Source organism: bacterium (genome assembly GCA_021372615.1).
In the GTDB taxonomy this organism is placed as follows: domain Bacteria; phylum Armatimonadota; class Zipacnadia; order Zipacnadales; family UBA11051; genus JAJFUB01.
The window spans coordinates 53,826-74,172 of record JAJFUB010000029.1 but is presented as its reverse complement, the minus strand read 5'-3'; the positions used below and the strand labels follow the sequence as shown (position 1 = coordinate 74,172).

The following is a 20,347-nucleotide window of genomic DNA, read 5'->3' as shown; positions in this document are numbered from 1 at the left end:
ATCGGTCCGGCGAGGCCGGGGCCGGCTGTCGTGTCGAGGCGTCTCAGGCTTGCGGCCCCATCACGGGTTCCACCACTTGGTGTCGTAGGCCTTGGAGGCGGCCAGCCACTTGGCGTGGCCATCAAAGAAGCCACAGTTGAGACCGTCATTGTGCGGCGCCTTAGCCGTGGTTCCGTCGTTCATGCCCTTGAGGAACGCGTCGAAGGTCGCAGCGGTCCGGGTGGGGTAGTGGGCGACTGCGTTGTTGGAGTCGGCGAAGACAACCTTCTCCGCGGGTTCCTCGATCTGCGCCAGGGAGCGGTAGTACACGTTCCAGAACTCGTAGTTGTAGCCGTACAGGACCGTACCGACCTGTGTCCGGCTGGGGCAGATGAGAATCTGCGTGTTCTTCAGGTACGGCGCCAGCATGTGGTACCAGTAGATGCTCGTCGAGCCTTGGCGGTAGAACGGGATTGTCTCATCATAGTCCTGGACGTACATCGTGAACCCGGTGGCGAGCTGCCGGATCTGCGCCAGGCAGGAGGTCTGCCGGGCCTTCTCGCGGGCCTTGGCGAACACCGGGAAGAGGATCGCCGCCAGGATGGCGATGATCGCGATGACAACCAGCAGTTCAATCAGCGTGAAGCCACGTCGTCCGGCACCAGCAGACCATCTGAAGCGAAACATGATCGGCCTCCCGTCGGGGTGCCCGGCAGGTAGCGGGTCCTAGGCCTCGCGCGCCTGCTCGAGCCTCGCGATCTGTGCGGCTATCTGCCGGCGTGCAGTGTCGTACTGCTCCGCCGGGCACTCACTGGCGCGGTGCAGCGCCAGAGCGGCGCCATACGTCCGCCCGTGGTGTCGCCAGTCGGCATCTGCCTGGCTCAGTCGGGCGCTTCCGGCTCCCCTATGGGAGCCGGAAGCGATCCATCGCATCGCGTCCTGTGACGGTCCCGCGGAGACCCTAGTCGGCCTCCTTGCCTCCCGGGGCAGCCTCCGCAGTCGGCGGTTCAGACGACCAGTCCACCTTCCAGGGCGGGCGGCGGCGGAACTCGCGGTGGAACTTGTTGTGCAGCACCCCGCGCCTCTCCAGCCCGATCATGCAGGCCCGCAGGCAGCCCTGGCCGCCGCAGATCGCCTGCCCGGTGTTGTACAGGTTGCGCGGCTTGCGGCTGAACGGGCTGATGTTGCTGGGGCGAATGTCGCTGCGCCCCTCCGCCTTCAGGTACTCGCCCTCTTCGCCCTCGCCCACGACCTCGCCGCCGGTGAAGGCCAGTCCGCAGGCCTGGCAGTCCAGCTCGCCCCACTCTACCTCGTGCCCCGCCAGCGTCACCTTGACCGTCTTCGTCGCGCTGATCGCGTTGCCCGGGCAGTCCTTTACACACGCCATGCAGCGGTTGCACAACTGCGGGCCGTCGTAGATCGGGTCCGGCTCCAGCTCCGCCTCGGTGATGACGATGCCCACGCGCTGGCGCGGACCGAACTCCGGGGTCAGCAGCACCTTCGAGTAGCCGATCTCGCCCAGGCCGCATAGATAGGCGGCAATGCGCTGGTGGACCATGACGTCCGGGGCCGCCTGGCCGGGGCGCACCGGGCGACTGTAACCCGGGCGCGAGCCGCCCTCGTTGTCAATGGCCCGCCAGTCGCTCTGGTGGCCGTACGGGATCGCTTCGTAGCCGTCATCCTCGATGAACTTGGCGAGGTTGATGACCACCAGGGGCATATACAGGTACGTCAGGCCGCCGTAGCCCATCGAGGAGTAGTTCGAAAAGAACGTGCCCTCCTCAATCCCGCGCAGGCTGCCGCGGTTGACCCGGAAGGCCATCGAGATGATGGACCTGGCTTCGGGCATGATCTGCCGGGGGTCCATCTGCAACGGCGCGCCTTCCCAGCGGTCTATGGAGCCAATCCCCACCTTGTCGGCCCCCAGCAGCCGCGCCTGCGCCTTCACCTTGTCTGCAGTCAGCATCAGTCAACTCCTCTTCATTCACTGGCCGATAGCCGCCGGGCGCCGGCCACGACCTCGCGGACGAGTTCGGGCCAGTTGTCCGGAGGGTCCTGGTCGGAGAGGCTGGCGCCCAGCACGGCCACCAGTTGCTTCTTTGCACTGTATATGGGCGCCGCGACCAGTTGCACGCGCTTTGTCCTGAAGACCGGCAGTGCATAGCCCTGGTCGCGCGTCTGCCTCAGCACGTCGTCCAGCCGCTCCGGCGTCTCCCACAGGTACTCGCCCTGCTCCCAGAAGGGATGCCTGCGCTGGTACTCATCCCGCTCTTGGGCGGGCCAGAAGGCCTGGAAGGCGAGCGTGCAGGCGCCGGCATACGGCGGCATGACCCGCCCCCGTGGCCGCTCGACGATGTTCGGACGTTCGGGGCCGATGCGCAGCACGGTCTCCACCTCGCCGCCGATCGCCTCCGCCAGCACCACCACCGGGTTGTATGTCCGCATCAACTCGAAGAGCTCGCGCATCACGACCTCGGCCCGCTGCAGCAGCGAGCGCTCCCAGTAGGCGTCCGCCAGCTCCAGCGCCCCTGCGCTGAGCATGTAGTGGATCGGGCGTGCCGTCTTCTCGGCAAAGCCGGCGGCCACCAGGGTCTGCAGCAGCTTGTACACAGTCGCCTGCTTCAGCCCCATGGCCTCCGTCAGTTCGCGGAGCGTCAGGCCGTGATCGGACGCTGCCAGCCGGCGCAGCATCTCCAGGCCGCGCAGAAGGGACTGGACGTGCCCGGTGCCTTCCGCCATACTGTTGCGGTTGTTATTACTCATTGTAAACAAACTATTCGCATGCGTAATAAACAGATACACCATAGAGTCCGGGGTGTCAAGGGGCGATTTCGCTTCAGTGGAGAGCCCCTGCGCTGGCGCGGCGCACGGATGGAGGCGCACGATGTCCACTCGCTTCGGTGTTGCTCTGATCGCGGTGGTGGTCGCCCAGGCGGCCTCTGCGGCTGACTGGTACCGTACGCCGAGGGCGTGCAGGCGGGGCGGGGGGTTGTGCGAGGGGCAACTGCTGCTGGCGCCCGAGACACAGCAAGCGATCCGCCGGTACGTGCAGGGCGGCGGGCTACTGATCGGCTTCCACAGCGCCCGGGGCGCCGGGGCGTCTGCCGCCCGGGCTGCCTACTTGACCACCAGCCGGACGACATCTCCGAACACAATGTCCGGGGCGGCGTGCATCTGCAGCCTCAGCTCGGCGCCCGGCGCCAGGGGGACCGGCACCGTCACGGCGACGGTCACGGTGGCCATGGAGGCCACGTCGGCGGACAGCACCCCGCTGGCGGCTACAGCGCCCGTCACCTGCAGGCTCACTTGCGTGGCGCCACTGCGGGCGAGCCAGCGCGCCTCCCCGCTGTTCCCCACGGTCACGCGCAGCGCCAGCGGCCCGGCCGTCGCGGGCAGCGTACCGTCCTCGGCCACGCCATGCCACTCGCCCTCCGCGCTGCGGTACTCCACCCGGTCGAGGGTCGCGTTCAGGTACTTGTGCGGGTTCTGGCCGGGACGGTACGGCACGTTGCCGACTGCTCGGCGGGGCGCAGAGGCGGAGTCCAGGCCGAAGCCATCGGTCCGCAGGCCCGGGTTCTGCCCCGCCTCGATCAGGGCGAAGTAGCGCTCCTTGACGGCCTCATACGCCCCCACGATTCCCTTGACTGAGGCGTCGGGATCAATCGTCAGCCACGTGTCCACCGCGCGCGACCGGGTCGCGGTCATGCGCGGGGCCCAGCGGTGGATCATCTCCGTCACCGGGCGCCAGGAGCCATCGGGGTTGATGATGCCGTAGTCGGAGTTCTCCCCGTACCGGAAGCCGCCGGGATACCACCAGGCTACCGTGCCATTGGCGCCGCTTTCGTCAGCCATGCGGTAGAAGCGGTCGTAGAAGGCGGCGACATCGCTCTGCCAGCGGGGCGAGATGTCCCAGGCGTCGCGCTGGTAGGGCGCCCAGCCGAACTCAGCCCACATCACCGGCCGGCCGGGAGCCATCGCGCGGGAGTAGTCCGCCGTGAAACGACCGGGACGCACGCGCTCCCAGTCACCGATGCGCCCGTAGCCCTCGGGCTCCATGATGTCCACGGTGCGCGCCAGCCCGCGGAAGTCATAGGCGATCCGGGCCGGATTCACCGTCGGGTCGCCCGCGATGGACATGCGGAAGCTGATGAAGTGGTGCGGGTCTATGGATTTGACGAGGCCATTGGCCCGCGCGTGCTTGCGGTCGAGCAGGTCGTTCAGAAACCGGCGATAGCCGCAGACCATGGTCCGGTGCGGGCCTTCGGTAGAGAGTTGCTCATTGGAGGGGCCGGTGATCTTGCCCTCCGCGCGCGGGATGGGCACGCCCCAATCCGTCTCGGCGTTCGCCACGCTCCCGTAGCGCTGCCCCACCCACTGCTCCCACTCCACATCCCAGCGCTGCCGGTTGCGGTAGTCGCCAAAGGACGGTTCCCACGCCAGGTCATAGGCGAAGACCGTGTCATTCTCGGCCAGTCGGAAGCCCTCGATGAGCGCCCTCATCTCGTCCCAGCGGAAGTCCATCGGTGTGCCCGGGCGCAAGGACAGGTTGACCATCAGGCCGTGCCGCCGGCAGCGCTCGAGGCAGTCCAGCAGGTTGCGGCTCCCGAGGGCCTCGTAGTAGCAGAAGATGCTGACCGTGTTGAGGCCCGCGGCGGCGACGCGGCTCAGATCGCGCTCGATCACCACCGGGTCATAGGCCTGCTTCCCCATCCAGTTCTCGAAGTAGTGCCCGTCCTCGATGCCGATGCCGCTGGAGGGCATGTAGTTGACCCCGTGGGCGCGCCAGGGCTTGCCGCGGAACATGAACTGGCCGTCCTCGACCGTCATGAACGCGGGCCGGGGCGAGGGGCGCCAGACGAGCAGCGGGTGCGAGAGCCAATCCAGCAGGGCGCCGTCGGCGTCGCGGAGTGAGCATGAGACCTGGTAGGTGTCGGCGGCGAAGTGGCCCGGGCGCCACTGGCACTTGGCCTCGCCGTCGCGCACGGGCTGTTCCGAGCGGAAGACCTCGCGCTTGCCGTCAGTGACGGTCAGGACGACGTTCAACTCTGGCGCGGGTGCGTCGGTCAGGGCGATGGTGCGGGCGCCCAGGGTGACGTCCTGCCCGTCCCAGACGGTGTAGAACTCCGACCCGCCCTCAAGCAGGAAGCGGCCCTGCCGCAGGAGCTTCGCCAACTGGGCCACCATGCCCAGCACCTGCGTATTGTCACACGCGCTCAGCGGCAGTGCGAAGGTGGCGATGCAGGACCGCTGGAGGCGGCCGGTGCGGTTGATGAGCAGGCAGGCCGGTGTGCCGCACACCTCGCCGGACTTGTCACGCGCCTCCAGCAGCGGGATGAAGCGCCACTTGCGCTCCTTGTTGAAGCCCGTGCCCTGTGGGCGGGGCTGCACCGACATCAGGCCTGCGGGGACGGGCAGGCTATCTGTGGGCAGCAACACCTGCTTGTCGCTGACCTGCAGCGTGGCGGCGTTGCTGACGCGGTGGAACTTGTACTCGGGATAGAGGAGCTCGACCGGGGCGAGGTCCATCTGCCCGGGCAGTTCGGTCGCGGGGGCCGGATCGCGAGACACGCCGATCTCATCTACCCAGAACTCCTTGCGCCCGCTGCCCATCGGGGTATGGGTCATCGCCAGGCCGACGGTCAGCTTCTGGGCGTTGCCGATGTGCAGCCGGTCGCCCGCGCCACCGCGGCCTTTGCTGGCGCTGTCCTGCCAGTACCGGAAGTCCTCCGCCGCCAGGGCGTAGCGCTGCCACTGCGTAGTCAGAGGGACGGTCGCGATCCAGCGCGAGCCATCGCGCTCGACCCACTCCACCGCCAGCGCCGTGGTCGCAGCGTCGCCTTTGGCCCAGAGGACCGTCAGCAGTGGGTCGCTGCCGGGGGGCTCCGGCAGCGCCGGCGCGACGAGGGTGTTCCAACTGGTGAAGCCCGGAACCACGCAGTGCAGCGCCCGTCCGGTACCGTTGGCGCCACCCGGGGTGACGTCATACCGCGCCGGCGAGCCGCCACCGGAGGTATGGCCCCAGTCGGCGACCTGGCCGCGCTCGAAGTCGAAGAGCAGGCGCTCGGTCGGTTGCTTGCTTCTCAGGTCCCGCAGTTGCTCGTCGGTGACCCACCGGTCGCCAAGGCGGCGCAGGGGCTGGCGGAAGGCCGGGGCGCCCAGGGCGATCACGTCGCCGCCCTGCGCGATGAAGCGCCCGAAGGCTCGCGCCCCGGAGGCCGGGTAGACGGCGCAATTGGGCAGGACGAGGGTGTGGAAGTGGTCGGTCGTGAGGAGGCCGGGGTTGGCGACCTGCTCGGCGGTCAGGGCGATCGTCTGCACGCCGGCCTGCTCCAGTGCAGCCTGCACGCGCCGCGCGTAGCCCACGTCGAGGCCCGACAGGTCGTCAACCAGCACGGCCGCCACGCCGCCGGCCGCGAGGGCGGCGGCGTGCTCGTGGCGCCAGCTCACCGCCGCCTCCTGCTGTGCCCGGGCGGCCGCCGCCTCAGCCGTGGACAGCACCGCCACGGTGTCAGTGGTCATGATCGGCCCGATGGCGGCGGTCCAGACCTCGCCGTACCAGATCGCCAAGTACACCGTGGGCTCTTCGTGGCGCGCCGGAGCGGCCAGTTCGGTGATGACCTCACCCTTGCCCTGTACGGTGAACTGCTGGCCGCGCAGCACGGTGTTGTGACGCGGGCTCTTCATCTCCACATGCAGGCGTACGGCGCCCAGGCCGGCCGGCACGTCGTAGGCGATCGTGGCGCGCAGGGGTTGCGCCTCGATCACGTCCAGCGGCAGGTCACGGACCGTGGTCGGGATGGCCTCAGCGAGACATACCGCAGGCAGGGCGGCGAGGATCAGGCACCACAGCAGGCGGACGAGCCACATGGGGCTTCTCCTTGGCGAAGCTGGCGGTCGGGGAGGCGCTCTGTGGCTACCCCTTTACCGCCCCGAGCTGAATCCCGCTCACCAGGTAGCGTTGCATGAACGCAAACAGGATGACCATGGGCAGCAGGGACATCGTCACCGCCGCCATGATGAGATGGGTGGACTGGCCCTGTGTGGAATCGAAGAAGAGCAGGCCGACGGGGAGCGTGTACTTGGCCACGGTCTTGAGCATGACCAGCGGCCAGAAGAAGCTCTGGTACGTGCCGATGAACGTGAAGATGGTGAGCGCGATCAGCCCTGGCCGCGCCAGCGGCAGGATGACCTCCCAGAACACCTGCCACTTGCTCGCCCCGTCAATCTCGGCCGCCTCGTCCAGGCTCGTCGGAATCGTCAGCATGAACTGCCGCAACAGGAACGTCCCGAAGGCGCTGAAGGCCGCCGGGATGATGAGCCCGGCATAGGTGTCTACCAGGTGCAGCTTGATCATGATCTGGTAGTTCGGGATCATCATGACCAGCCCGGGCAGCATCAGCGTGGCCAGGTACAGCAGGAAGACCTTGTCCCGGCCCGGCCACTGCAGCCGCGCGAAGCTGAACGCTGCCAGCGAGCTCGTGAAGACCTGCAGGAACGTGACCCAGGCCGCGATGAAGATGCTGTTGCCGTAGAACCGCGCGAAGGGGATGACCGAGAAGACCTCGCGGTAGTTGCTCCACATCACCTGTGTCGGCAGCCAGTTCTCCACGCCGACCTCGCCCAGCGGCTTCAGACTCGTGAGGACCATCCACACGAACGGGAGCACCATCGTGAAGGCCAGGAGCACGAGGACCAGATGCAGGCCTGACAGCGACAGGTGCTGACGCAGCCAGGGACTGCGCGCTCTCCACACCGCGTTTGCCGGCTGCGGGCTGGAAAGCCCGCGCTCCAACGACGCCTCAGTCATTGACGTGCCTGCTCCCGAACTTCCAGTTGATCAGCGTGGCCACAAAGACCATCGCGAACAGCACCCAGGCCACCGCCGAGGCGTAGCCCAGGCGCCCGGTCTCAAAGCCCTCGGTGTAGATGAAGTAGCTCAGCGTCGTCGTCGAGCCGGCGGGGCCGCCGCGGGTCATCGTGCGCGCGATCTCGAACCCGCCCTGCAGCCCGCCAATGACGCTCATCACCACGATGAAGAACGTCGTCGGCGCCAGTTGCGGCCAGGTCACGTTCCAGAACCGCTGGTGGCGCGAGGCGCCGTCAATGTCAGCGGCCTCGTACAACTCCGGCGGGATGTTCGACAGCCCCGCCAGATACAGCAGCATGTTGTTCGAGCCCATCGCCGCCCACAGGCCCATGATCATCATCGCGGGCTTGGCCCAGTGGTAGTGCGTCAGCCATTCGGGCGGCTGGAGGCCGGCCTGGGCCATCGCCGGCAGCCGGCACGCCAGTATCCCGAACGCCAGGGCGACGAACTCGCCGACCAGGTACAGCGCCGCGAGCGCCGCCGCCGAGCCCGAGCCGCTCGACGCCAGCGATGGCAGCCGAGCCGAGGTCAGCCCCCGGAAGAACTGGAATAGCGCGATCAGCGCCGCCCCCACGACCAGGACGAACTTCGCCTCAAACACCGGCGCCCACAGCAGCGACAGCGCGATCGGCACGAGCAGGCCCAGGGCGCCGGCGAGGGCCAGCCACCAGGCCAACTCGCCCTCGACCCACATCAGCCGCAACCGCCGCAGGCCCAATAGCAGCAGCACCAGCACCATTGCCAGCCACACCCACATGCCGGCGGAGAGCTGCTCCGCCGGCAGCCCGCGCAGTACGCCCGTCAGACGCTCCAGCGGCCCCGCCAGGAACGTGTTCACCGGTCCGGTCTCGTGGGCGTACAGCTTCTTCCACAGAATGAAGGTAGCGACGCCGCTCGTGAAGTGCGGGATGTAGAAGAGGGTGCGATAGGTCGTCGCGCCGCCGAAGGCGCCACCGAGGAGCAGTAGGCAGATCACGCCGCCGATCAGCAGCGTCATGGCGCTGGCCCCGCTCCCCAGCAACGCGAGCATCACGCAGGCCGCGGCCAGCAGGGAGCCGCAGGCCACCGTCCAGTAGGCGCGCTTGCGCCCGACGCTCAGGTCATTGCTGAGCAGCAGCGCGGCGATGAGGCTGGCCCCGATGGACAGCGGGATGCCCATCATCAGGAACAGCGTGTTGCCCAGGAACTTGTAGAAGTCCGGCTCGTGCAGAAGCCGTGAGAAGTTCGCCAGCTCGACGAACTTGAGGTGTTCCTGCTTGAACATGTTGTGGTGGCGCAGGTCCCAGTTGGTGAAGGCGAGGACCAGGCTGAAGCCCAGGGGGATGAGCGTGAAGGCCAGGAACCCCAGGATGTTGGGGGCCAGGAAGCCCAGGCCGGTCAGCAGTCGTCGGCGGTCCTTCGGGGTCATCATCTGGCCATGCGTGCCCACTGGTAGTAGCGCCGCAGGAAGTGGTTGTCCACCCACTCCAGCGGGATCTTCTCCCCTCGCGCCTTCAGGTCGTCAATCCGCTTCTGCCGGGCTGCCAGCTCATCGTACCTGGCCTGCAGCTTCGGGTCGTCACGCAGGTTCTGGGCGATCTCGGCGTTGATGCGGTCGGCAGCCTGCTGCGCCGCTGCCTCGGCGCTGACCACGCCGGACATGTAGGCTTCGGTCGCGTTGCCATCGCACCGGCTGACGGCGTCGGGAACGACGAACGGGCTGTACTCCGGCCCGATGGCGATCTTCCACATCGCGTCCTCGAAGACTTCGTGGCAGCCCCACTCGTTGGGGTAGTCCTTCGGACGCAGGTACTCCTCGGTCCGGGTGTACTTCGGGTTCGGCGGCTGCGAGTCCGCGTCCCGCACGATCTGCATGTTGTAGTCTTCGCTGGCGAGATAGGCCAGGAAGTACCGCGCCAGCTCAGGGTGCTGGGAGCCGCTGTAGATCCCGGCCGCGCGCGTACCCGTCGAGCAGTTGGGCAGGCCGCCGCTCGGCGGCCACGACACCGCGAGCTCCAGCCGGCCGAACTTGCGCAACTGGATCAGCGCATACCGCCCCATCATGAACATGGCGTAGTTGCCGCTGTTGAAGAGCTGCAGCGTCGAGCCGCCGTAGCCGGAGGCCGTGCTGAAGGACTGCACCTCGGCGGCCGTCGGGCACAGGTGGTCATCATAGGTCCACTTGCGGACCAGCTTGAGCGCCTTCACATACCGCCTGTCGTTCAGCGTGCATCGGGTCAGCGTCTCGTTGAACACGCTTACGCCCCAGCCGCGCCGAACCACATCCAGCGGCGCCCCGTTCGCAAAGAAGTTCTCACGTCGCTGGCCCGGCGGGTTGGCGGCGGCGACATGGGCCTTGCCGAGGCGCTCGAAGGTCTGCAGGTCCCACGTCAGCGGGGGGAGGGGCTGGCCGTACTTCCGGAAGGTGGCCTTGTTGACCCAGTACAGGTGGTCGTAGCAGTTGCAGGGGAACATGTACTGGTGGCCGTCGGTGGTGATCTCCGTCTTCATCGCCGGGTAGGTATGGCTCGGGTCGAAGCCCATCTCCCTGGCCCACGGGGTCACGTCGGTCAGCAGGCCGATGGAGTTGAAGTAGCGCATCCCTCCGCCGGAGCCGATGTCAATGCAGTCCCCGCCCACGCCCGACACGCCCTGGATGATCTTCTTGGAGGTGTCATTGTTGGCGGTGTCGAGGCGCAGCTCGATCCGCGGGTAGTGGTGCTTCTTCAGCCACTCCTGGAAGAGGCGGATCTGCTCCTCGCGCGCGGGATTGGGGTCGGTCACCCAGTAGATGACCGGCACCTCGCTGCGGGTGCCCGGCAGCGTCAGCTGCATGGCCACACTGGCGAGGACCAGCCCCATGGCCACGCTCAGGAAGATGGTCTTCATTGTGTTAGGTACGAGTTCGTTGACCCCACGCCGCCGACCTGCCTGCCACGCCTGCCCGGTCCGGGAGGAGCAGCCGCGCTGGTGGCGAACTGCCCTGCCATCCTGTGCACGCCGGGGACTGCCATGGCCGACGAGACGCCCGCCTACCTCAACCCTGACCTCTCCCCCGCTGACCGCGCTCGCGACCTGTGCGGCCGCATGACGCTGGCAGAGAAGGTCTCGCAGATGGTCCACGATGCCTTCGCCATCCCCCGCCTGGGCGTCCCGGCCTACAACTGGTGGAACGAATGCCTCCATGGTGTGGGCCGGGCGGGGGTCGCCACCGTCTTCCCCCAGGCCATCGGCCTGGCGGCGACCTTCGACGCCGACCTTGTCTTCCGCGTAGCCACCGCCATCTCCGATGAGGCCCGCGCCAAGCATCATGCGGCCCTGTCGGCCGACGGCGGCTCTTTGTGGTACTACGGCCTCACCTTTTGGACGCCGAACATCAATCTCTTCCGCGACCCCCGCTGGGGGCGCGGGCAGGAGACCTACGGCGAATGCCCCTACCTGGCCGCACTGCTCGGCGTGGCGTTCGTCAAGGGCCTCCAGGGCGATGACCCGCACTACCTGAAGCTGGTGGCCACCCCGAAGCACTTCGCCGTGCACAGCGGCCCCGAGGCCGAACGCCACGGCTTCGACGCCGTCGTCAGCCCACGCGATCTACGCGAGAGCTACCTGCCGCATTTCCGAGCCGTCGTCGAGGCGGGGGCCGGGTCCATCATGTCGGCCTACAACCGCGTCAACGGGGAGGCATGCAGCGCCAGCCCCGAGGAGGCGGCAGCCCTGTCGGTCAAGGCCGGCTGCGATCTCAACTGCGGCTGCACCTACGGCGCACTGACGGGCGCAGTGGAGCAGGGCCTGATCTCCGAGGCGGAACTGGACGTGTCGCTGCAGCGGCTGCTCGAGGCCCGCTTCCGGCTGGGCATGTTCGACCCGCCCGAACGCGTGCCATACGCTGGGATCCCCCTGGAGGTGAACGACTGCGCCGCACACCGCGCGCTGGCTCTGCTCGCGGCGCAAGAGTCCATCGTGCTGCTCAAGAACGATGGCGTGCTGCCGCTGGCGGCGGACGTGAAGCGCCTCGCGGTCATCGGCCCGAACGCGGACGATGTGTCGGTGTTGTTGGGCAACTACAACGGTGAGCCCTCGGCGGCCGTGACGCCCCTGCAGGGCATCATGCGTCGCGCAGGCGAGAGCGTGGCGGTCAGCTACGCTCGCGGCTGCGACCTCGTCGGCGAGGACCGCTCGGGCTTCGCCCAGGCCGTGGCGCTGGCGGCGGAGGCCGACGTGGTGGTCATGGTCCTCGGCCTCTCCCCGCGCCTCGAGGGCGAGGAGGGCGACTCTGACCTCAACCGCAGCGGCGACCGCACATACATTGACCTGCCGCCGATCCAGGAGGCCTTGCTGCGGGAGGTGGCGGCGGTGGGGAAGCCTGTCGTCCTGGTCCTCCTCTCGGGCAGTGCGATTGCGGTGAACTGGGCCGAGGAGCACGTGAACGCGATCCTGGCGACGTGGTACGGTGGCGAGGAGGCGGGGACCGCGCTGGCTGAAGTGCTCTGGGGCGACGTCAGCCCGGCCGGACGCCTGCCGGTGACGTTCTACCGGTCGCTCGACCAACTGCCCGCCTTCAGCGACTACGGCATGGCGGGGCGCACCTATCGCTTCTCCGAGGCCGAGACCCTGTACCGCTTCGGCTATGGCTTGAGCTACACGCGCTTCGCCTATGGCGACCTGACGGTTACCCCGCACAAGGCCAGGACGGGTGAACAGGTCGTGCTGGGCGCCACCGTGACCAATGTCGGTGATCGCCCGGGGGATGAGGTCGTGCAACTCTACGTGACTGACCTGGAGGCCACAGTCGCGGTGCCGTTGCGGCAACTGCAGGGCTGCCAGCGAGTGCACCTGCAACCGGGCGAGCAGCGCCAGGTCAGCTTCACACTCCGCCCGGAGCAGCTCGTCTGCTACAGCGAGGCCGGCGAGCCCATGCTCGAGCCAGGAGAATTCCTGCTCGCCATCGGCGGCGGCCAGCCCGGTCCGGGGGCGACGGGGAGCTTCGTGACAGGGGTGCTCCGCCTCACGTAGGGGCCGCCGGGGGAACAGCTACCCGAACCACACGCCGTAGCGCAGGAAAGGCCCCCCGAGAGCGGCGCCCAGAGTGCCCCAGATGGCCCCGGCAACGACGAAGTGCCCCAGCGCGAAGCCCAGGAAGCCCGGGAGGGCGGCGAGGTAGGCCTTGGGCCCACCGTAGTGCAACAGCAGTGACTTGATCGTCCAGGTCAGCAGGAAAGGCCCCCACAGCAACTCTCCGTACGAACAAGCCATGGCGTAGCCCAGAGGGTGGAAGGGGAACCCGAAGAACCGCCCGCGCACGATGCTGAGCAGCCCCAGCAAGGTCCCGCCGGAGAGGGTGGCGATGATGCGCGGCACATCCGGCGGCACCGGCATCTTGGTGGCTTGCCAGAGGGCGGCGTACTGGGCCTGCGCCTCCGAGGCGCCCCACAGCCCACCCCGCAACCCCACAGCCCCATGGTCGTAGTAGGTGGTCAGATGGAAGAAGAACGAGCAGACCGCGCCTACGCCGATGGCGAGCAGCACGATCCTGAAGACGCCCCCCTTGCTGATGCCCGTGCTCTGTCCCAGGGCATAGCCCTCGATACCGTAGCCGGTCATGGTCGGGAAGTAGCCTCGGGACATGAAGAGCAGCAGCGTGAAGATGGTGGCCGAGCGAGGCTCCCCGCCCATGCCCACATAGGAGGCGGAGTTCATGAAGTAGCGAATCGCCTTGTGGCCCAGACCGTAGGGGAAAGCCCAGACCAGTGGCACGCCGGTCTCGGCCCGCAGCCGACCGTACACCACGGCGACGCTGGTGATGACTGCCAGGTAGAGCAATGCCAGCCACGTGGCCATGCCGGCCGCCCGGCAGAAGATCACTGCGCCGACGAACCCGGCCAGTGCACCGATGACTGGCCAGCGCAGGGAGATCCCGCGAGAGGGGCGGCCTCCGTGCATGCTCGTCGCCAGTTCCCGCCAACCGGCGACAAATGGGTGGCGCCCTTTCCAGAACAGAATCGCCCCCATGGTCACGTAGGCGCCGAGGCCCTGTTCCTGAGCAAAGGGCGCGCCCGGCAGACGCAGCCCGATCACCCCGCTGATCAGGAAGCTCTGGAGCTTCGCGAACAACTGGAAGAACCAGATCGAGAACGACAGTTCGGTGGAGATCAGGTAGCTCAGACCGATCAATTCCGGTCGCAGATGGACGTTGAGGGGGCGCAGTGAGCTCCAGGGGGCGCCGACGAACTGCGACGCCAGGTCCACCTGCAGGCCGCCGCTGGGCCCACCGAAGAACACCCCGCGCACGATGTTGAGGGCGTTGAGGGCGGCGGCCAGCCCGATGCCAATCCAGGTGGCCCGATTGCGGAAGAAGGGCACGTCCGAGTACTCCGGGTCAATCATCTGCAGCGGCAGCCGCACCAGCGGGAACACGAGCCGCTCCTCCCCGACCCACCGCTCGCTGAGCAGCAACATCAGGCACAGCAACATGCCGCCAAACATGAGGAAGAAGCCCGTCCAGGCGGCGATCGGCCACTGCCACGCCACCCAGGGAACGTCACCGGTGGGTGCGCTCTCATAGAGCCAGCGGTGCACGGTGGGATCCTGGGGCGACATCCAGAACGGGATATGGGCCGCGAGCTTCTCCAGGGGGGCGGCGGGGCTGCTGTAGTAGAAGGGTGCGGTGAGGCATGCCAGCAGGAAGCGGCCGATGCCGCAGCCGAACATCGTGGTGGCCACGGTGACAAGCAGGAAGACCGTGATGATCTCGGGTACACACAAGGGGCGCACGAAGCGTGTCCGACGCGCCAGGGCATTGCCCAGCAGAACCAGCAACAGGGCGCCGACGCCGGGGATCGAGGGGACCGCTTCGGTTCCCTGGCACGCCAGGGCGACGATCTCCGACTGGCGGATCCAGTAGCCCGCGAGCCATGTGAGCACCAGCGCAATCACGACCGCACGGGTGCTCACACCGTAGCGACCGAGGCCGACGGCCCTGAGGCCGTCACCGGAGGCGGGCACGGCCTTGTAGGCGGCTGATGATGGGGCTGGGTGCTCGGCGCTCAATCCGGGGCTTCGCCTCCTGTGAGGGCGCCCGTACAGCGCGCTGGGATACCGCCCCCCTGCGCCGGGAACGGGGCCAGTCGGGGTGTCACGGCCGGGTCTGTCGCCCCGGCACGCCTGCTGTACCACGTCGTCGGGAAGTGTCCCTCCGGCACACCCCTCGACCGTCTGGGTGTTGCGCCCCGCTTGCCCGACGCCTTGGCCACTTTCCCCGTCCAGGTCCGGCTTCCCTTCGGCCTCTGGTCAACCTTGCACCACCGGGTGGCCGTCCGCCGGGGAAGACCCGCTGTTGCCGACACCCGTGCCCGGTGGCTACTTCGTACGTCCGGCCTTGGGCCATTCCCCGTTTCCTCCTATGCGCGCCCGGCTGTTGTGGTAGAATGGCGGCGCCAGGTGGACCAGGCCAATGAAGGAGCGATCTGCATGCGACCACTCGTGCTGCTCGGGTTGATGCTGGCGACCGTGGCCGCCCTCGCCGCCCCCGCCACGCGCACGGCGCGGGTGGATGAGCAGGGCGTGTTGCGCTGGTCGGACGACAACGCGGAGGTCGCCCTGTTCGGGGTGAACTACTACGCGCCCTTCAGCATAGACTATGCGCAGATGCAGACAAGGGGGTTGAGCCAGGAGCAGGCCATCCGGGACGACGTGCAGCACTTTGTGCGCCTGGGCCTGACCTCGATCCGCCTGCACTGCTGGGACCGGGAGATCAGCGACCGCGACGGCAACCTCGTGGACAATGAGCACCTGCGGCTACTCGACTTCCTCATCGCCGAGTGCCGGCGCCACGGGATCTACTGCGTGATGACCCCGATCGCCTGGTGGGGCGCGCCGCAGCCCGGCGGCTTCTCGGACCTGTACACCATGCCCCAGATGACCGGCAGCCCGGAGGCCTGGGCCAAGCAGGCCCGCTACCTGGGGCAGTACGTGAACCATGTCAACCGCTACACACACCAGGCCTACAAGGACGACCCGGCGATCGTGGCGATTGAGCTCATCAACGAGCCGCTGTATGCGCCGGGCGCCCCCGATAGTGCCGTCACCACCTACATCAACACGCTCTGCGACGCGGTCCGGGCGACCGGCTGCCGCAAGCCCATCTTCTACAACTGCTGGTCGGGCCGGCACGCTGCCGCGGCGGCCGCGAAGCTCGACGGTGTGACCTTCGGGTGGTACCCGACCGGCCTGGTCAGCGGGGGGATGCTCACCGACAACTTCCTGCCGCGCGTCGCCGACAACCCGGACATGCGCGATCCCCAACTGGCGAGGCTGGGGAAGATCGTGTACGAGTTCGACGCGGCCGATGTGCCCGGCGCGTACATGTACCCGGCCATGGCGCGCACCTTCCGCGCCGCCGGCGTGCAGATTGCCAACCAGTTCCAGTATGACGCCCTGTGCCTCGCCGCCGGCAACCCCAACTGGCAGACGCACTACCTCAACCTCGTCTACACCCCCAACAAGGCGCTCAGCTTCGCCATCGCGGCCGAGGCCATGCGGCGCCTGCCGCGGCTGCAGGCCTATGGCCCCTATCCGGACAGCAACCGCTTCGGCGACTTCCGGGTGAGCTACGAACAGAACCTGAGCGAACTCGTCACCGACGATACCTTCCTGTACAGCAGCGACACCGACACGCCCCCGCCCAGCCCCGCGCGGCTCCAGCGCCTCGCCGGCTGCGGCTCGTCGGCGGTGGTCAAGTACCCCGGGACGGGCGCCTACTTCCTCGACCGCGTCGCGCCTGGCGTGTGGCAGCTACAGGTGTACCCGGATGTGGTGATGGTGGCGGACCCGTACTCCGGCGGCACGAGTGAGAAGATGCGCGTGCTGCGGCGCTCCTGGCCGCTGACAGTGGCCCTGCCCGACCTGGGGCCTGACTTCCGCCTGCAGGCGGTCGCCGAAAGCAAGCCCGCCGGGCCTGTCCGCACGGCCCGCGACGGCGTCGTCACGGTGACGCCGGGGGCCTATGTCCTGGCCGCGGCAGGCAAGCGGTTCCCGACCGCGGTGAGCGGGCCCCGCTTCGTCGCCCTACCGCCGAGCACCGCGCCACCGGCGGCTTACACGGACTGGCCGGCGGAGTGGCGCGAGGGCCGCGAGCTGCGCGTGACCGCCACCGTGGCCGGGGTGGGGGTCGAGCCGGTCGTGCTGCACGTGCGCCCGGCCGGGCGTGCGGGGTTCACGGCCGTGCCGATGGCCGCCGCCGGCGCCTATCGCTACGCAGCCCGTGTTCCCGGCGAGCTGCTCGCCCCCGGCAAGGTCGAGGCCTACCTGTCCGTGCGCGACGGCGCCGAGATGGTGAACCTGCCCGGCGGCGACACCGGCGACCGCTCCGCCGCAGCGCTAGCCAAGCCGCCGCTGCCGCTGCTGAAGCTCAGCGAGGGCATGACACTGCCAACCGCCAGCTACAGCGGCCGCGCGGGGATGGGGGCGCGGGTGAAGCTGGCGCCCGGGCGCGAGCCGGGAGCGGTGGCGGCGCGGCTCGAAGCCGATGGCTTCGGGGAAAAGCCCAGTTCCGCCGGCATGGGACTGCCGACGCTGCCGCTGACGGCTGACCTGACCGATTATGAGGCCGTGCGCCTGACAATCCGCGGCGGGCCGGAGACATCACGCGTGGAGGTGACACTCAAACAGAGCGACGGCCCCGCCTTCGGCAGCAACATCACGATCAGCCCGGCGTGGCGCGAGATCACGATCCCGGTGGCGAACCTCGAGCCGCGCTGGGGCACAAAGCCCGGCCGGCCTGACCTGCGGCGGGTGAGCGAGATCTGCTTCGTCACCGGCGCGTGGATTCTCGGCGACGCCAGTCCGCACCCGCAGGCCGTCGAGGTCGCCGGCGCGGCGCTGGTGCACAGGCGCCAGACCTGGCTCAGCGACGTCGTCGCGGCGGATGCCCCCGTGGTGCTGGTGCGGCCCGCGGAGGTGAAGGTGAGGCTGCACCAGCAGAAGGGCACGCAGCGCCTGGTGGCGGGCATGGACCCGGACCGGGCGGCGCTGCGGGTCCATGTTGATGGGTTCGGGCCGGAGCCAGACTGTATCGGTTGGCGGACGAGCGTCCCCGCCGGGCTGGCGGCGCAGTTGCCACTGGCCGCCGAGGCGAAGACGGTCATCTTCAAGGCCCGGGCCACGGAGCCGCAGACCGACCGGTTCGAGCTGGTGCTGATCGAGCAGGATGGCGCGCCGTGGGGCCTGAACGTGCCCCTGACGACGCAGTGGCAGGAGATTCGCATCCCGATCAGTTCGTTGGAGTACCTCAAGCACTGGGGGGGCAAGCCGGCGGACCGCGGCGGTCCGGGGGACCACCTCCGGCCCGAGCACGTGCAGTCCGTCAGCTTCTGCTTCGGCGCGTGGCTGTATGGCGACAAGCGCGCGCTGCCGCACGGGGTGGAGATCCAGGAGGTCGCCCTGGGCCGCTGACGCCGGGGCAGGGGCCGCCACCCATACTTCGCGCTCGGTCCCGGGCGCCATGCAGGTGAGCAATGTTCCGCCAAGTCTACGACGTGATCCGTGGCGAGATCTCCGGCGACAACGCCCGCAACCTGGCCGCCACGATCTGGCGCAACGACCGCGACAGCACCTTCGCGGGGTACTACGAGACCGCCCGGTACTGCCTGGCGCAACTCCAGCAAGCCGGCGCCCGGGCGGAACTCGTGACCTTTCCCGCCGATGGCAAGGCCACCTACGGGACCACGGTCCTGCAGCGGGCCTGGGACTGCCGGCAGGCCAGCCTGGAGGTGCTGGAGCCGGCGGCCGAGGCCCGGCGCCTCGTGTCGTATCCCGCGCAACCCTTCGCCTGCGTCCAGGGCTCACCGCCCACACCGGCGGGGGGTCTGGAGGCCGAGGTCGTGGTCGTGACCGGCGGCGGGCAGGCCCGCGACTACCGCGGCCTGAAGGTCAAGGGCAAGTTCGTCCTCACCGACACCGCTGCGGGCAGTGTCCACCAGGAGGCGAAGAAGCAGGGGGCGGTCGGCGTGATCTCCGACGCCATGGCCACCAACCCCGTGGTCCGCAAGGACCCGATGGACCTGCCGGATGCCCTGCTGTGGCAGGTCATGCGCCCGGCGGGCGACCTGCCGGCCTTCGTCCTCTCGCCGCGGCAGGGCAAGTGGCTGCGGGGCCTGATCGCCCGCCGGGCTGCGGAGGGCGCGACGGTGCGCGTCCGGGCGCGCGTGGACGCCCGTGTCTACGACGGCCGTCTGGAGATGGTCTCGGGGCTGCTGCGGGGCAGGTCAGACCAGGAAGTGGCCCTGATGGCGCACTTCGCCGAGCCGGGCGCGAACGACAACGCCTCCGGCACCGGGCTGTGCGTCGAGATCGTGCGTGCCTTGCAGGCGCTTATCAAGGCCGGCAAGCTCTCCCGCCCGCGTCGCGGCCTCCGCGTCTGGCTCACCCACGAGGTCTACTCGCTGCAGGCCCACGCGGTCACGAACCCGGAGGCGATGGTGCGCGTCGTGGCCGCGCACAACCTCGACATGGTCGGCGAGGACATGGCGCGGTGCGGCAGTGTGCTCATGTACCAGGACAGCCCCGACGCCGCGCCCTCGTTCATCAACCACCTGTTGCGGGAGCTGCTGGAGCACTTCCGCCGCGGGTTCTATGCCTGGCCGAACCTCAGCAGCTCGCAGGCGTTCTTTCCCGCCCTCGAGACGCCGTTCTGGGGCAATGACAACTTCATCTCCGACCCCTCGATCGGCGTCCCCAGTGTGGCCTTCATCAACTGGCCGGACAGGTACTACCACACCAGCGAGGACACGCCCGACAAGCTCAGCGCCGAGACCCTGGCCCGCGCGGGAGCGCTCGCGGCCACCCTTGTATACACGATCGCCAACGCCGGGAAGAGCGAAGCCATCGCCCTGGCCGAGATGGTCGCCGCCCAGGCTCCGGCCCTGCTTGAGCGCGAGGTGACGGCGCAGGCAGCGAAGGCGCGCGAAGCGCTCGCCGAGGGGCAGGATGACCTGGACGAGCGTCTGGCCCATGGCCTGAACCGTCTGGAGTACCTGAGGCAGCGGGAGTCGGCCGCCCTCCGTTCGGTCAACGTGCTGCTGTCCGCCACCGAGAGCAAGCAGATCGCGCCTCGCCTGGGGGAGCTGGAGGGTGAACTGCAGGCGGCCCACGCGACCGCGCAGCGGCGCTACCGACGGCTCCTCGGGGACCTCGTCCGCAGCCATGGCCGTGCCGAGCCGCAACAGCCCGCGGCCAGGCGGGTCCGGCAGGACGAGCGGCACGCGGCCGCCATCGTTCCCCGGCGCCTGCTCATCGGCCCGGTGAGCCCCGGGCGTTTCCCCGAGGCGGCGAAGGCACTCCTGAACCGCGCGGCCAAAGGGGGTCTGCCGGGCAGGCTGCTGTTCTGGGTGGACGGCCGGCGTAGCTTGCTGGAGGTGGGCCGGCTAGCGGCCCTGGAGGAAGACAAGGCGCCTCCGCCCGCGCGGCGGTTGCTCCAGTGGTTCGAGGGGATGAAGCTGGGCGGGGCGCTGGCGGAGTGAGGCCGAC

11 protein-coding genes are annotated in these 20,347 nt (G+C 68.7%); 3 read left to right on the top strand and 8 right to left on the bottom strand.

What is annotated here, in order from left to right; all coding sequences use genetic code 11:
* Nucleotides 1-60: 60 nt before the first annotated feature.
* From LLH23_05070 to LLH23_05040, 7 genes are all read right to left on the bottom strand, one after another.
* Entirely contained in the window at nucleotides 61-666 is a 606-nt protein-coding gene (locus tag LLH23_05070; protein ID MCE5237844.1) for a prepilin-type N-terminal cleavage/methylation domain-containing protein, read from the bottom strand.
* Nucleotides 667-940: 274 nt separating this feature from the next.
* Complete coding sequence (locus LLH23_05065) at nucleotides 941-1,945, bottom strand: (4Fe-4S)-binding protein (protein MCE5237843.1); 1,005 nt, start codon at nucleotides 1,943-1,945, stop codon at nucleotides 941-943.
* A 14-nt stretch (nucleotides 1,946-1,959) separates the two neighbouring features.
* Nucleotides 1,960-2,718, bottom strand: a complete 759-nt coding sequence (locus LLH23_05060; protein ID MCE5237842.1) for an IclR family transcriptional regulator — start codon at nucleotides 2,716-2,718, stop codon at nucleotides 1,960-1,962.
* A gap of 378 nt (nucleotides 2,719-3,096) precedes the next feature.
* Nucleotides 3,097-6,846, bottom strand: coding sequence for a hypothetical protein (locus LLH23_05055; GenBank protein ID MCE5237841.1), 3,750 nt, complete (start codon nucleotides 6,844-6,846; stop codon nucleotides 3,097-3,099).
* Between the two features lie 46 nt (nucleotides 6,847-6,892).
* Nucleotides 6,893-7,786, bottom strand: coding sequence for a carbohydrate ABC transporter permease (locus LLH23_05050; GenBank protein ID MCE5237840.1), 894 nt, complete (start codon nucleotides 7,784-7,786; stop codon nucleotides 6,893-6,895).
* Nucleotides 7,779-9,257: a sugar ABC transporter permease gene (locus tag LLH23_05045; protein ID MCE5237839.1), complete on the bottom strand. Its 1,479-nt coding sequence runs from the start codon at nucleotides 9,255-9,257 to the stop codon at nucleotides 7,779-7,781. The genes LLH23_05050 and LLH23_05045 overlap by 8 nt, the downstream gene beginning before the upstream one ends.
* Nucleotides 9,254-10,714: an ABC transporter substrate-binding protein gene (locus LLH23_05040; protein MCE5237838.1), complete on the bottom strand. Its 1,461-nt coding sequence runs from the start codon at nucleotides 10,712-10,714 to the stop codon at nucleotides 9,254-9,256. Before LLH23_05040 ends, LLH23_05045 begins: the two co-directional genes overlap by 4 nt.
* Before the next feature lie 81 nt (nucleotides 10,715-10,795).
* On the opposite strand from LLH23_05040, the gene LLH23_05035 reads away from it, so the two are divergent.
* A complete protein-coding gene (locus LLH23_05035) occupies nucleotides 10,796-12,838 on the top strand; it encodes a glycoside hydrolase family 3 C-terminal domain-containing protein (protein MCE5237837.1) in 2,043 nt (680 codons plus the stop codon).
* A gap of 18 nt (nucleotides 12,839-12,856) precedes the next feature.
* On the opposite strand, the gene LLH23_05030 is transcribed toward LLH23_05035, so the two are convergent.
* Nucleotides 12,857-14,776, bottom strand: a complete 1,920-nt coding sequence (locus LLH23_05030) for a hypothetical protein (GenBank protein MCE5237836.1) — start codon at nucleotides 14,774-14,776, stop codon at nucleotides 12,857-12,859.
* A gap of 516 nt (nucleotides 14,777-15,292) precedes the next feature.
* Here LLH23_05030 and LLH23_05025 point away from each other — a divergent pair.
* Both LLH23_05025 and LLH23_05020 read left to right on the top strand, forming a co-directional pair.
* Nucleotides 15,293-18,274, top strand: coding sequence for a cellulase family glycosylhydrolase (locus LLH23_05025; GenBank protein ID MCE5237835.1), 2,982 nt, complete (start codon nucleotides 15,293-15,295; stop codon nucleotides 18,272-18,274).
* A gap of 62 nt (nucleotides 18,275-18,336) precedes the next feature.
* The gene (locus tag LLH23_05020; GenBank protein MCE5237834.1) at nucleotides 18,337-20,340 is read left to right on the top strand and encodes a M28 family peptidase; all 2,004 of its coding nucleotides are present in this window, start codon (nucleotides 18,337-18,339) and stop codon (nucleotides 20,338-20,340) included.
* Nucleotides 20,341-20,347: the final 7 nt, after the last annotated feature.

Bases quoted from the DNA above. Each gene is read 5' to 3' on its own strand.
- LLH23_05070 (MCE5237844.1), bottom strand. From the start codon at position 666: ATGTTTCGCTTCAGATGGTCTGCTGGTGCCGGACGACGTGGCTTCACG.
- LLH23_05065 (MCE5237843.1), bottom strand. From the start codon at position 1,945: ATGCTGACTGCAGACAAGGTGAAGGCGCAGGCGCGGCTGCTGGGGGCC.
- LLH23_05060 (MCE5237842.1), bottom strand. From the start codon at position 2,718: ATGGCGGAAGGCACCGGGCACGTCCAGTCCCTTCTGCGCGGCCTGGAG.
- LLH23_05055 (MCE5237841.1), bottom strand. From the start codon at position 6,846: ATGTGGCTCGTCCGCCTGCTGTGGTGCCTGATCCTCGCCGCCCTGCCT.
- LLH23_05050 (MCE5237840.1), bottom strand. From the start codon at position 7,786: ATGACTGAGGCGTCGTTGGAGCGCGGGCTTTCCAGCCCGCAGCCGGCA.
- LLH23_05045 (MCE5237839.1), bottom strand. From the start codon at position 9,257: ATGATGACCCCGAAGGACCGCCGACGACTGCTGACCGGCCTGGGCTTC.
- LLH23_05040 (MCE5237838.1), bottom strand. From the start codon at position 10,714: ATGAAGACCATCTTCCTGAGCGTGGCCATGGGGCTGGTCCTCGCCAGT.
- LLH23_05025 (MCE5237835.1), top strand. From the start codon at position 15,293: ATGCGACCACTCGTGCTGCTCGGGTTGATGCTGGCGACCGTGGCCGCC.
- LLH23_05020 (MCE5237834.1), top strand. From the start codon at position 18,337: ATGTTCCGCCAAGTCTACGACGTGATCCGTGGCGAGATCTCCGGCGAC.